This window comes from Cypionkella sp., assembly GCF_036782355.1.
Lineage (GTDB): Bacteria > Pseudomonadota > Alphaproteobacteria > Rhodobacterales > Rhodobacteraceae > Cypionkella.
The window spans coordinates 22,148-35,060 of sequence record NZ_DAIPZF010000007.1; the positions used below are offsets into that span (position 1 = coordinate 22,148).

Consider the following 12,913-nt stretch of genomic DNA (forward strand, 5'->3'; position numbering starts at 1 on the left):
CAGAGGTGACTATAGGGATTTAGGCATCCTTAGCAACGCGCGCCAGTGCAAGAACAGATATCCCAATTGCGCCCTGTGCAATGCAGGCCTCTGCCGCTGCGGCAAAGGTGGCGCCAGAGGTCATCACATCGTCAATCAGCAAGATATGCCGCCCCTCGATCCGCTTTGCGCGCTGCGGATGGGCGGCCAAAGCCTCGGCCATATTGGCAAAGCGGTCGTCGCGGCCGCGCCCCTCTTGGCTCTGGGTGTTGCGGCGACGAATCAGCAGATCGGGACAATGTTCCAAGCCTGCCGCCCGCGCCAAACCCCGCGACAGCATCGCGGCTTGGTTATAGCGGCGCTTCAACAGCCGCGTCCAATGCAGCGGAATCGGCGCCACCAGCATATTGGGCTGCAACAAGGGCTGTGCCGCGCGCAGCAACCAAGCCGCCGCAGGTCGCGCCAGATCAAGCCTGTCGCCATGCTTGAACGCCAGAACCATCCGCCGCGCATTGTCTTTGTAAAGCAAGGCCGCCCGCCCCTGCGACCAAGGCCGCGCGATGGTCAGACAATCATCGCAAAGCGCCTGCTGCTCTTCGGTGTCGCCCTGCAATGGCGTGCCGCATTGGTCGCAAACCAATCCGGCGATAAACGGCGTTTGCGCCCAGCAGGGACCGCAAAGCCCGAAATCGGTGGTCACCCGCGCATCGCAGGTCAGGCACTGCGGCGGATAGATCAGATGCAGCAGATCTTGCATTCCCATGCCACACTCCTATGGTCCGCGCCATGACGCCACTTTTGACCGACCGCACCGCCTTGACCCTGCACCGCGCCCGCGCGACGGCGCTGTTTTTGCAAGAAGAGGCGGTGTTCGAAGTGCAGGATCGCCTGAGTGAGGTTAACAAAACCTTTACGGATGCGCGGATCGTCACCGGATTTCCGCAGGTTTGGCAGCCATACCAGACAATTCCCGATGCCGAGACCTTGGATCTACAGCCCGAATCGCTTGATCTGGTGGTGCATGCGATGGCCTTGCATTGGGCCAATGACCCCGTGGGGCAATTGGTGCAATGTCGCCGCGCGCTGCGGCCGGATGGGCTGTTCCTGGGGCTGCTGTTTGGCGGCCAAACCCTGCACGAGCTGCGCGCCGCCCTTGCGCAGGCCGAAGCCGAGGTCACCGGCGGGCTGTCGCCTCGCGTGCTGCCCATGGCCGAGATCCGCGATCTGGGTGGTTTGCTGCAACGCGCAGGCTTTGCGCTGCCGGTGGCCGATAGCTTTGCCAAGACCGTGCTTTACCGCGATGCCGCGCATCTGATGCGCGATCTGCGCGCGATGGGCGAAGGCAATGCGCTGCACGCGCGTCTGCGCCGCCCGACAAGCCGCGCCGTCTTTGACCGCGCCGCCCAGATCTATGCGCAAAGTTTCGCCACCGCCGAAGGCCTGATCCCCGCGACATTCGAGATCATCACCCTGACCGGCTGGGCCCCGCATGAGACCCAGCAAAAGCCGCTGCGACCGGGATCTGCGATCTCGCGGCTGGAAGATGCGCTAAAGGTCGCAACGAAACCCAGTTGACCCAAGCCAAAGCTGCGTTATCTGGGGGGGAACAAGAGGAGTTGCTATGACCGATATTCCCGCAGGCACGGGCCGCCTTGCCCATGCCCCCGCTGATCACCCAACGGTGAAAGCGCCGAAGATCGGCGTTCTGCTGGCCAATCTTGGCACGCCAGACGGCTATGACTATTGGTCGATGCGGCGCTATCTGAACGAATTTCTGTCGGACAAGCGCGTCGTCGATATCTCGGATTGGATCTGGCAGCCGCTGTTGCAGCTGATCATCTTGACCAAGCGCCCCTTCACCTCGGGCGCGAATTATAAGCTAATCTGGAACCACGAGAAAAACGAAAGCCCGCTGCTGACCATCACCAAAGACCAAACCGCAGCCATTGCCGCCGCGATCAAGGCCAAGCATGGTGACGAGATTATGGTAGACTTTGCAATGCGTTACGGCAATCCGTCGACGCAGTCCAAGGTGCAGGCCATGGTGGCGGCTGGCTGCGAAAAGATCTTGTTCTTCCCACTTTATCCGCATTACGCGGGGGCGACTTCGGCCACCGCCAATGACGCTTTCTTCGCGGCGTTGATGCGTGAAAAGCGCCAGCCCGCGGCGCGCACGGTGAAAGAATACTTTGACCATCCCGCCTATATCGAGGCTTTGGCGCAATCGGTCGAGCGCGCCTATGCCGGGCTTGATCATCGCCCCGATGTGCTTGTGACCTCGTATCACGGCATGCCGATCCGCTATTTGATGGAGGGCGACCCCTATCATTGCCAATGCGCAAAAACCTCGCGACTGCTGCGCGAACGGCTGGGCTGGGACAAGGGCGCGATTGACGTCACCTTTCAGTCGGTCTTTGGTCGCGAAGAATGGCTGAAGCCCTATACGGTGAACCATGTCGCCGAATTGGCCAAGCAGGGCAAAAAGCGCATCGCAGTGATGGCGCCGGCGTTTTCCGCCGATTGCATTGAAACGCTAGAGGAAATCAACGGCGAGATCCGCGAATCCTTTGAACATGCGGGCGGTGAGGTCTTTACCTATATTCCCTGCCTGAACGACGAGGCCGCGCATATTGCAGCCCTGACACAGGTGATCGAAGAGAATCTGGCGGGCTGGATTTAACCCAGCTGGCCGGCGGCGCAAAAGAGGGATGCGCAAAAGAAAAGGACGGCAGGTTGCCCTGCCGCCCTTTCCAAGTTCTGACCAACGATTAGTTGGACGAAACTGCAGCTGCCAGAACAACCAACAGCAGCAAAGGCACAACAATGCCGCTTGCCGAAGAGGAGGTTGCCTGTGCAACAACTTCTGGTTCCATAGTAGGTTCAACCATGCCGCCAGCGAAAGCGGTGGAAGCAGCAACCGTCAGAGCGGCAGCAAGAGCGATCTTTTTCATTTGTGTTCTCCAGTTTTAGCAAACCGCCGAATTCGCAGAGGCGACGGCCTGCACCCAAGAATATTCCTCGTAACGCACATCTACCTTGTCATATTGGGGAAAAGCAACTCCGACAAAATCGAACGCGCAACAGGACGCCGTGATTTCGTCAATTTAGCAACACTTTTCCGCCATTTACCGCTTGGGTGTGAAAAAGTGCTGGCCTACCCCTGTGAAGAGCAAGGCACACTGCAAAAGAATAGGGCTTCTTTCGCGCAGCTTATCCGTTTGTACAGATGTTTTTCAGAGCAGCCGAACTTGGGTGCCAACTTTGGCCAGCCCAAAAAGTTCGATGATATGTTCATTATATAGCCCGACGCAGCCGCCCGAAGACCGACGCCCGATTTTGCGGGTGTCATGGGTGCCGTGGATGCGATAGGCGGGCCAGCCAAGATAAAGTGCGCGCACGCCCAATGGGTTATCGGGCGAGCCGCCAGGAACTTGGTCCGGCCAATCTGGATGCCGCCGACGCTGATCTGTCGTCGGTGTCCAAGTCGGATTGACCACTTTTTTGATCACCTCGGTCATGCCACGGCGGGTCAATTCTTCGCTGATCGGCACCGACGAAGGGTAAAGCTTGTAAATCGTTTGATCTTCCGACCAGAAATGCACCGCGCGCGAGGTCAGATCGGCAAGGATCACACCATTGCGGGTGTTGTCGAAATAATCCTGCCAATTCAGCATCCGAAACCCGGAAAGATTGTTGCGTACAGGGCCAAGCAGGGGCGTATCGGCCTCGGTGCTGCCGATAGTTTGGGAAAATGCCGGTACTGCGGCGGCGGTCAGCGCGGTTGCGGCGCCCCCCATGAACATACGACGATTCACTGTTTCGCGAGTTTCGGCGGTCATCCGCAGATCTCCCTTTTATAGCTGCTCTTTTTGGCTGTTTACGCTTTCGCGTCCAAAGCCGCAAATCAAAGGAACGTCATTCGGCAAGGAGACGCTGGCCTTGCGGTGTTTTTGCCGACTAGAGTTTGAATATGGCGCGTAATTTCGATAAGTACGGGCAATCAAAAAGCCAAAATGGCTTGCTAGGGTATAAATATGAACAGACGAACGGCCTTAATCGCAGGTGGCGCGACACTTCTTTTGGCAGGCTGCGTAACCTCTGCGCCTGCGGTCGATTCGAGCGGCAATGCGTTGCCGCAGGTCTATCGGATCAATGCTGCGACGGCCTCTGAGATTCCGTTTCGCTTGCTGGATGCGGTGAACAGCCTGCGCGCGGCGCGCGGCGTGCAGCCGGTCAGCTTTAATGCGGCTCTGAATGCGGCCTGCCTGACCCATTCGCGCGATATGGCGGTGCAAAACCGGCCGTGGCATTTCGGTTCTGACGGTTCTTCGCCGCTGTTGCGGGTGCAGCGGGTGAATTACACCGGCACCTTCCTTGGTGAAGTGATTTCCGAGACCTTCCAGACCGAACTGGAGACGCTTTCGGCTTGGATGAAAGACCCCGACACCCGCGCCATCATTCTTGATCCGCGTGCGCGCGAGCTTGGCTTTGCCTGGTATCAAGAAACCTCGGGCAAGATCTGGTGGACGCTGCTTACAGGCGGCTGAAACCTTGCGGCCTTATGATCAGAAAGGGGGCCGCAGTGGCCCCTTTTTCAGGGCAGAATGCGGATCGGGGTGCGGGTGCTGATCATGGCATAGATCTCTTCGATCTCACGATCTGTCACAGCAATGCAACCGGCGGTCCAATCCGAGGGTTTTTCCTTGGCAGTCTGCCAGAATCGCCGCTTGGGCTGCGGTGTTTTGGTTCGCGGGCCGCCGTGGATAAAGATATCGCCTCCCGGTTGCTTGCCCTGAGCCGCAGCATAGGCGCGATCGGCCGCATTTGGATAGCTGATCTGCAAAGACAAATGAAAGCTGGATTTTGGATTCTTGGTGCTGATGTAATAGACGCCTTCTGGTGTCTTCATATCGCCTTCAAATTGTTTATGCCCAATCGGGTTGCCTCCCAGATTGATGTCATAGGTTTTCACCACCTGACCGTCGTGCAGCATATACATCTTGCGTTCGGATTTATGCACCTCGATCATATTTACGGTGGGGCCGTTATAGGTTTGGAACTTGGAGTCGCAGGCGGTCAGCACCAGCCCAGCAAGCACAACCAAGAGGATACGAAAAATATGCATGATCTGCCCGCGTTTTTTGTGTTTGGGGCGTTTTAACGCAAAGCAGACAGCCTGCCTAGAGGCCGTCTTTCGGCGCAAACCCCTGCGATCCAAGCCCTAGCTGCGCGAAAACCGTGCCACCAATTCCACATGCGCCGACCAGCGGAACTGATCGACAACCTGCACCCAGTCCAGATGATAGCCACCCGCGATCAAAGTTTTCGCATCTCGGGCAAAGCTGATCGGGTTGCATGACACCGAGGCAATCACCGGCACACCAGAGCGCGCCAAGGTCGCCATCTGCGCCTCTGCACCGGCGCGCGGTGGGTCGATCACCACGGCCTCGACGCCTTTGAACTCGTCAGGTTCCAGCGGGCGGCGGAACAGATCGCGGGTTTCCACCGTGACGCGCTTTAGGCCTTGGGCGTTGTTGGCGCCCTTTTCCAGCGCTGCCATCATCGGCGCATCGCCTTCCACGGCATGCACCTCGGCGCGTTCGGCCAAGGGCAGGGCAAAGGTGCCGACGCCTGCGAAAAGATCAACGATCTTGCGCGCAGGCCCAATCGCCAAGGCGACCGAGCGCAGCAGCGCCTGCTCGCCCTCGGCTGTGGCCTGCAAAAAGGCACCGGGTGGCGGCGAGACCAGCGCCTTGCCAAAGCGTTGCATCGGCGCCGTGCGCAGCGCCACCGTTTCGCCGTTCCAGGTCAGCCGCGCAAAGCCAAAGCTTTCCGTCACCCGCGCCAATTCCAGCAGCAGGCCCGAATCCAACTCTTTGCCGCCAACCACCATGACATCTGCCCCCGCAAGCGAGCGTGTGACCGTCAAAGACACCTCGCCCGAGCGCGAGCCGCCCAGCTTGACCAGCGCTTCAAGCCCCGGAAAGGTGGCGATCAGATCAGGGTGCAGCAATTGGCAATTTGGCACATTGACGACCATGTCAGAGGCCCGCGCGTGAAAGCCCATCAGCGCGCCGTTCTTGGTGCGCCGTGCCGCGATGGTGGCACGCCGCCGCGATTTTGGCGGCGAGGTCAGGATCGGTCGAAACTCGGCCTCTAGGCCCTGACCCGCCAGCGCGCCCTTGACGATGCCCAGCTTCCAATCGGCGACAAAAGCATCCGAGGCATGCTGCATCAGACAGCCGCCACAGGTCTTGGCATGCGAACAGGGCGGTTTGACCCGATTGACCGAAGGCGTCAGAATGCGAAAATCGGCAAGCTGGTCGCCCTGCAGATCGCCTTCGACCTCTTCGCCGGGCAGCATGCCGGGCACAAAGATCGTCCCGTTTGGCCCCTGCGCCACGCCGTCGCCCAAATGCCCAAGCCGATCGATGGTAACTTTCACTCTGCCGCTTCCTTTTCTTCGGTGCCGATGAAGCCGCCCGACTGGCGGTTCCAATAGCGGGCATAAAGCCCATTCGCGGCCAAAAGTTCCGCATGGCTGCCCTGTTCTACAATCTGGCCCGCGTCAAGCACGACAATGCGGTCCATCTCCGCAATCGTGGACAGCCGGTGCGCAATCGCCAGCACGGTTTTGCCCTGCATCACCTTGGCAAGCGCGTCTTGGATGCTGGCCTCGACCTCGGAATCCAGCGCGCTTGTCGCCTCATCCAGCACCAGAATCGGCGCGTCTTTCAAAAACGCCCGCGCCAAGGCGATCCGCTGGCGCTGCCCGCCCGAAAGCTTGACCCCGCGCTCGCCCAGAAAGGCGTCATAGCCGGTGCGGCCGGCAAAATCCTTCAGCCCCAGAATGAACTCATGCGCTTCGGCTTGGCGGGCGGCGGCAAAGACCTGCTCGTCACTCGCATCCGGGTTGCCATACAGAATATTCTCGCGCGCGGTGCGGTTGAACATCGCGGTTTCCTGCGTGACCATGCCGATCTGACGGCGCAAAGATTCCTGCGTGACATCGCGCACATCATGGCCATCGACCAAAACAGCGCCTTTTTCGGCATCATAGAGCCGCAAAAGCAAAGACACCAAGGTGGTTTTCCCCGCCCCCGAAGCTCCGACAAGCCCGATCTTTTCGCCGGGTTTGATGATCAGATCAACTGTGTCGAGCCCGCCCTTTTTGCGGCCATAGGCAAAGGACACTCCGCGCATCACCACCTCGCCCTTTGCGCGCGGCATCTCGATCGCGGTGTCGGAATCTTTCAAAGTATAGGGCGGTGTCAGGGTTTTAACACCGTCTTCCACCTCGCCCAGATTGCCAAAGATCCCCATCAGACTGAAGGACACCCAGCCCGTCATCTGCGCCAGTCGAAACGAAATCGCCCCCGCCGCCGCAATATCGCCCGAGGTGGCCGCGCCATGCGACCAAAGCCAGACCGTCGCACCCACCAATAGGACCGGCAGCACGCCCGCCACCCCCATCAGACTAAGCCGGAACCAGCTTGAGATCACGCCATATTCAATCGCCTTGCTGCGAAACGCGCCCATCGCCTCAAGCGCAACCGAATCCTCATGCTTGGAATGCGCGAACAGCTTGACGGTTTTCATATTGGTCACGGTGTCGACGATCTGCCCTGTCACCATCGCGCGCGCCGCCGCCCGGGCGCCAGAGGCCCCGCGCACCTGCTTTAAAAAGCCCTTGATGAACAGGATATAGGCTGCAATCCAGAACAGCAGCAGCACCGAAATCCGCGCGTCAATCGTGGCCAGCAGGGTGAAAGACCCCAGCACGCTGGCCAAGGCAAAGGCCACGGTTTCAATCGTGCCGGTTGCAACATCAGTCGCCGCCCGCGCCACCTGCATTTGTTTTTGCGCGATTCGTCCGGCAAAATCATTGTCAAAAAACGTCACTGCCTGACCCAAGGTCCAGCGGTGCATGCGTGACAAGATCAGCGGAAACAGGTTCGGTTCCACCACAATCGCGCTTGCCGCAGTGCTGATGCCAAACACCAAGGGCCGCACGATCAGATAAAAGCCGACAAAAAATGCAAACAGGGCGAAATGATCGACCCAAACCGTCGCCGGGTTGGCCGTGTTTGCGGCATCAATCACATCGCCCAGAATAGTCGCCGAAATCGCCTCTAGCGAGCCACCAAGCGCTGACCAAAACCCGGCCCAAAGCAAGCCGGGCCAAGCGCCCTCCAAGGCCCAACGGAAAAACGCCCAAGTGCTGCGCGGCGGCACGTCTGTGGCGGCGCGAAACGGCTCTATCCTTGGGCCAAATTTCATGCGTCTTCCTCCAAACCGATAAAGCCGCCAGATTGACGCGCCCAGAACCGAGCATATAGCCCGTTTGCCGCCAAAAGCGCAGCATGGCTGCCCTCTTCGGCGATTTTGCCGTCTTCCAGCACGATAATCCGGTCCATCGCGGCAATCGTCGACAGCCTATGGGCAATCGCAATCACGGTTTTGCCCTGCATCACCCCAAACAGCGCGTCTTGAATCGCGGCCTCGGCCTCGCTGTCCAGCGCGCTTGTCGCCTCATCCAGAATAAGCACCGGCGCGTCTTTCAGGATAACCCGCGCCAGCGCCACCCGCTGCCGCTGCCCGCCCGACAGCTTGACGCCGCGTTCGCCGACATGGGCGTCATAGCCGCGCCGGCCTTCGGGGTCTTGCAGGGTTTGAATGAAATCATGCGCATCGGCCTGCTTGGCCGCTGTGATCATCGCGGCCTCGCCTGCATCTGGACGTCCATAGAGGATATTCTCGCGGACAGATCGGTGCAGCAGGCTGCTGTCTTGTTGCACCATGCCAATGCGCAGCCGCAGACTGTCTTGCGTCACCGTGGCAATATCCTGCCCGTCGATCAAAATGCGACCCTCTTCGGCGTCATAGAACCGCAACAGCAGCTTCACCAGCGTCGATTTTCCAGCCCCCGAGCGGCCAATCACCCCGATCCGCTCGCCCGGTTTTACCGCTAGGCTGATCGCTTGCAACCCACCCGAACCGCGGCCATAGTGATGCGAAACCCCCTCAAGCCGGATCGCGCCTGCGGTAAAGTTAAGCGGTTTCGCCTGCGGGTGATCGGTCAGCGAAATCGGCTGGGTGATGGTTTCCATCCCCTCTTGCACGGTGCCAAGGTTCTGCACCAGATTCGTCGTCGCCCACATGATCCAATAGGTCATGTTGTTCAGCCGCAGCACCAGCGTCACCGCCGCCGCCACCGTGCCGACCGAAGCCGTGCCGTGATACCACATCCACAGCGCCCAAGCGGTGACCGAGGTGATCAAAAGCCCGTTCAGCACCGTCAGAATGATGTCCATCTTGGTCACCACCCGCATCTCGGTCATAAAGGTGGTGCGCGCTTTGTCGATGGCCTCACGCCCGTAGGTCAGCTCTAGATCGTGATGCGCGAAAAGCTTGACCGAATGGATGTTGGAATAGGCATCCACCACCCGCCCCGTCACCGCCGAACGCGCCTCCGAGCTGGCCGTGGCCGCAGGCCCCGCGCGCCGCACCGTCCAGCGCATCAGCGCGATATAGCCCGCAAACCAGATCACCAGCGGCAACAGCAGCCGCGGATCCGCCCCCGCCAGCATGATTGCCGCCCCCACCAAGGTGGTCGAGGCAAAAGCAACCGCGTCAAAGGTTTGAAACACCGCCTCGCCCGCCGCCGGAGGCGCCTGCATGATGCGATTGGCAATCCGCCCCGCGAAATCGCTTTCAAACCAGCCGACGGGTTGGCGCAGCACATGCCGATGCGCGCGCCAGCGCATCATCGTGCCAAAGTTCGGCAAAATGGTGTTGTGCAGCAGCGCCACCCCGGTGCCGCCCACCAAGGGCCGCAGGATCAGCACAGCAAGCGCCACCAGAATGATCTCGGTGCCATGGCTGGCCCAAACCTGTGCGGGTTCGCCATTGGCCAGCAGATCGACCATCCGCCCCAGATACCAAATCAGCCCAACGTCAAACACCGAGTTCAGCGTCGAGACCACAGCCGTGATCGCAAAGACCTTGCGAAATGGGCGGATATAGTCGCGCAAAAACGGCCACAGCTTGCGCGGCGGCGTATCGGTTTCGGCATAGGGGGCGTAGGGGTCGACCAGACCTTCAAAGAACTTGAACATGGGTATCTCTTGCAAAACCAGAGCCAAAGCTCGGGGCCCAGAAGATCTAGGCCAGCAGTGCAGCTTTGCCGAGATAGAGGTCAGAGGCAAGCCAGCGCGCTTCGATTTCGCGCAGACGCTTGCCCAAGTCGGGGCCTTGCAGGGCGGGCATCAGGTCGGCTGCGGTCACTGGCAGGGCCGCACCTGCCCCGCGCGCGATCTCGCTTTGCCAGCCGATGGGCAGTGGCGCTTCAAGCACCGCAGCACGGGCCAAAACCACCGCCTGCGCCACCTGCGCGCCAAACTTCCAGCCAAGGGCGGCGGGGGTCGCGGTGCTGCCGATTTCGTCTCTAATCCGCATAATAGTGACTGTTTCTGCCTTTGACAGCCGCAGCGCCTCTGTCAGAGTCTCGCCACCGATCACCGCCAGCCGCGCTTGCCAGTCAGGCGGCAGACCTGCCTCTAGATGCACAAGTGGCGCAAGCGCGCGGGGGCTGGCGCCCGGTAAGATCTGCGCCAGAACGCCGGCCTGCGCCATGCTGGCGATGGCGGGGGCGGGGTCTGCGGCGGCCAAAAGCTTGCGCATTTCTGCACCCACTCTTTCACGCGATAAATCCGCCAGCCCTTCAAGATTTTCCGCGCAGGCCGCCAGACCTTCGGCGTCGATGCCCTGACTTGGGTCGCCATAAATCGCGTAAAAGCGGAAAAAGCGCAGAATGCGCAGATAATCCTCGCGGATGCGGGCCGAAGCCTCGCCGACAAAGCGCAGATGCCGCGCTTGCAGATCGGCCAAGCCGCCCAGCGGGTCGATGACGCTGCCATCAGCCTGTGCATAAAGCGCGTTCATGGTGAAATCGCGCCGCGCGGCGTCTTGGGCGATATCGGTGGCAAAAGCCACAGTGGCGTGGCGGCCATCGGTGGCGATGTCGCGGCGAAAGGTTGTGACCTCATGCGCCACGCCTTGGGCGATCACCGTGACAGTGCCATGTTCGATCCCGGTCGGAACAACCCGAAACCCTGCGGTTTCCGCTATATTGGTGACGATTTCGGGCAAAGCATCGGTGGCGATATCAATATCAGCCACAGCCCGCGCCATCAGCGCATTGCGCACGCAGCCGCCAACAAACAGCGCGCGATAGCCCGCCGCCGTTAGCGCCGCGCAAAGCGCCTGCGTGCCGGCATGGCTGATCCAATCGCCGCTGATCTTCACTGTGCCGCCCTTTCCGCCAAACCGCGCAAAATCCGCGCCGTGGCACCCCAGATGTAATAGGGGCCATAGGGCACAGCATAATACTGCCTTGGCTGCCCCTTCCAGATCCGCCCTTCGACGATATAGCGCGCCCGATCCAGCACATGCGCCAGCGGCACCGAGAAGACTTCCTCGACCTCGCCGCGCTCGGGCGTGGGGGTAAAAGCGTCTCGAACAAGGCTTAAAATCGGGATGATGCTATAGCTGGTGACGGTTTCATGCGTGCCCAGCCGCCCCAAGATCTGCACCCGATCCGGTGGCAGACCGATCTCTTCCCAAGCCTCGCGCAGGGCGGCGGCTTCGGGGCTTTCGTCACTGTCATCGATCTTGCCGCCCGGAAAGGCGATCTGCCCCGGGTGATGTTTCAGATGCGAGGCGCGTTTGGTCAGGATCAGCCGCGCTTGGCCCTGATGCAGCCAGATCGGCACCAAGACAGCCGCCGGACGCAAAACGCCGCCCGCAGAGGGGGCGGCGTTTGGGTTCAGATCAAAATCAGACGAAGCGCCCGCCGCGCGACCCAGCGCCGCGATCAGGCGATCTACCTCAGCCTGCATTGCCCTTTGCCTTTTCTGCCTCGATCCCCAAGGTGGTGGGGTCCATTTCATAATGCGCGCCGCAGAACTGGCAGTCGGCTGTGACAAGGCCTTCGTCGGTGGTCATCGTTTTGATGTCTTTTGCCGAATAGATCGACATCGCTTGCCGCACTTTGTCTTCGCTGCACGAACAGCCGAATTTGACCGGCGTGGCGTCATAGACGCGCGGGCCTTCTTCGTGGAACAGGCGCACCAAAAGATCGGTCGGCGCAACGGTGGGGCCGATCATCTCGAGCTCTTCGACCGTGTCCAGCAGCATATTGGCGCGGTTCCAGTTTTCAGCCTCGGCCCCCGCCAGAATGTCGGTGTGATCAAGCAAGCCGCCCTCGCCCGACCCTTCGCCCGCCGCAACCCCGCCCATGCTTGGCATATGCTGCAGCATAACGCCGCCGGCCCGCCAATGCGCGGCCTCGCCCGGACGCTGGCTTTTGCCATAGGTCAGGGAAAACCGCGTCGGAATCTGCTCGGATTGCGCGAAATAGGTCTGGGCGCAATCGGCCAAGGAATTGCCAGAGATTGGCGTAAGCCCCTGATAGGGCTGCATATCTTGGCCCTGATCAATCATGATCGCGAAATAGCCTTCGCCGATCTGGCTAAAGGGCGTTGCCGCATGATCCAGCCGATCTGCGTCATAGCTGGCCCAAGCGCGGATGCGCGCGGGTTCGCCGTCTTCGCTGGGGCCGTAATAGTCGGTTGCAATCAGACGCGCCGGCCCATTGCCCCGGATCTGCAAGCTTAGCTTCCAGCGCAGTTTCACCGATTGCCCGATCAGCGCGGTCAGCACCGCAGCCTCGGCAACCAAGGCTTCGATCACGGGGGGATAGCTGTGTTGGCGCAAGACATTGTCCAGCACCCCGTCCAGCCGCGCAACGCGGCCGCGGATGTCCGAAAGATCAAGTTGAAAGGGGAGGACAGTGTCATCCCAAGCGATTTGCGTTCCAAGGGTCATGGGGTTTCCTAAACGTGCCAGACTTGGCATACAGCGCCTATATAGT

13 protein-coding genes are annotated in these 12,913 nt (G+C 60.3%); 3 read left to right on the plus strand and 10 right to left on the minus strand.

From position 1 onward, the window contains the following. Positions 1 to 19 precede the first annotated feature (19 nt). Positions 20 to 742, minus strand: a complete 723-nt coding sequence (locus V7Q10_RS04060; RefSeq protein WP_333867771.1) for a double zinc ribbon domain-containing protein — start codon at positions 740 to 742, stop codon at positions 20 to 22. 23 nt (positions 743 to 765) lie between these two features. Here V7Q10_RS04060 and V7Q10_RS04065 point away from each other — a divergent pair, with 23 nt between their 5' ends. Then, positions 766 to 1,554 (plus strand): methyltransferase domain-containing protein, encoded by a 789-nt coding sequence (locus V7Q10_RS04065; protein WP_333867772.1) that lies wholly within the window; start codon positions 766 to 768, stop codon positions 1,552 to 1,554. A 46-nt stretch (positions 1,555 to 1,600) separates the two neighbouring features. Beyond that, the gene (gene hemH, locus V7Q10_RS04070) at positions 1,601 to 2,659 is read left to right on the plus strand and encodes a ferrochelatase (RefSeq protein ID WP_333867773.1); all 1,059 of its coding nucleotides are present in this window, start codon (positions 1,601 to 1,603) and stop codon (positions 2,657 to 2,659) included. Positions 2,660 to 2,747: 88 nt separating this feature from the next. Here the strand turns inward: hemH and V7Q10_RS04075 are convergent, their stop codons facing one another. Both V7Q10_RS04075 and V7Q10_RS04080 read right to left on the minus strand, forming a co-directional pair. Further along, entirely contained in the window at positions 2,748 to 2,930 is a 183-nt protein-coding gene (locus tag V7Q10_RS04075) for a hypothetical protein (protein WP_333867774.1), read from the minus strand. A gap of 282 nt (positions 2,931 to 3,212) precedes the next feature. Next, the gene (locus tag V7Q10_RS04080; RefSeq protein ID WP_333867775.1) at positions 3,213 to 3,818 is read right to left on the minus strand and encodes a L,D-transpeptidase; all 606 of its coding nucleotides are present in this window, start codon (positions 3,816 to 3,818) and stop codon (positions 3,213 to 3,215) included. 195 nt (positions 3,819 to 4,013) lie between these two features. Here V7Q10_RS04080 and V7Q10_RS04085 point away from each other — a divergent pair, with 195 nt between their 5' ends. Then, a complete protein-coding gene (locus tag V7Q10_RS04085) occupies positions 4,014 to 4,526 on the plus strand; it encodes a CAP domain-containing protein (protein ID WP_333867776.1) in 513 nt (170 codons plus the stop codon). A 47-nt stretch (positions 4,527 to 4,573) separates the two neighbouring features. Here the strand turns inward: V7Q10_RS04085 and V7Q10_RS04090 are convergent, their stop codons facing one another. The 7 genes from V7Q10_RS04090 to hslO all read right to left on the minus strand — a co-directional run bounded on the left by V7Q10_RS04090 (position 4,574) and on the right by hslO (position 12,867). Further along, on the minus strand, positions 4,574 to 5,104 hold the full coding sequence (locus V7Q10_RS04090) for a L,D-transpeptidase family protein (RefSeq protein WP_333867777.1): 531 nt from the start codon (positions 5,102 to 5,104) through the stop codon (positions 4,574 to 4,576). A gap of 96 nt (positions 5,105 to 5,200) precedes the next feature. Further along, positions 5,201 to 6,424 carry a class I SAM-dependent RNA methyltransferase gene (locus tag V7Q10_RS04095; protein ID WP_333867778.1) on the minus strand — a complete coding sequence of 408 codons (1,224 nt, stop codon included), beginning with the start codon at positions 6,422 to 6,424 and terminating at the stop codon, positions 5,201 to 5,203. Further along, positions 6,421 to 8,259 (minus strand): ABC transporter ATP-binding protein, encoded by a 1,839-nt coding sequence (locus V7Q10_RS04100; protein WP_333867779.1) that lies wholly within the window; start codon positions 8,257 to 8,259, stop codon positions 6,421 to 6,423. Before V7Q10_RS04100 ends, V7Q10_RS04095 begins: the two co-directional genes overlap by 4 nt. Beyond that, positions 8,256 to 10,097 carry an ABC transporter ATP-binding protein gene (locus V7Q10_RS04105; protein WP_333867780.1) on the minus strand — a complete coding sequence of 614 codons (1,842 nt, stop codon included), beginning with the start codon at positions 10,095 to 10,097 and terminating at the stop codon, positions 8,256 to 8,258. The genes V7Q10_RS04100 and V7Q10_RS04105 overlap by 4 nt, the downstream gene beginning before the upstream one ends. Before the next feature lie 46 nt (positions 10,098 to 10,143). After that, on the minus strand, positions 10,144 to 11,286 hold the full coding sequence (locus tag V7Q10_RS04110) for a CCA tRNA nucleotidyltransferase (RefSeq protein WP_333867781.1): 1,143 nt from the start codon (positions 11,284 to 11,286) through the stop codon (positions 10,144 to 10,146). Then, positions 11,283 to 11,879 (minus strand): CoA pyrophosphatase, encoded by a 597-nt coding sequence (locus tag V7Q10_RS04115; RefSeq protein ID WP_333867782.1) that lies wholly within the window; start codon positions 11,877 to 11,879, stop codon positions 11,283 to 11,285. Before V7Q10_RS04115 ends, V7Q10_RS04110 begins: the two co-directional genes overlap by 4 nt. Then, positions 11,869 to 12,867, minus strand: coding sequence for an Hsp33 family molecular chaperone HslO (hslO, locus tag V7Q10_RS04120; RefSeq protein ID WP_333867783.1), 999 nt, complete (start codon positions 12,865 to 12,867; stop codon positions 11,869 to 11,871). The genes V7Q10_RS04115 and hslO overlap by 11 nt, the downstream gene beginning before the upstream one ends. Positions 12,868 to 12,913 lie beyond the last annotated feature (46 nt).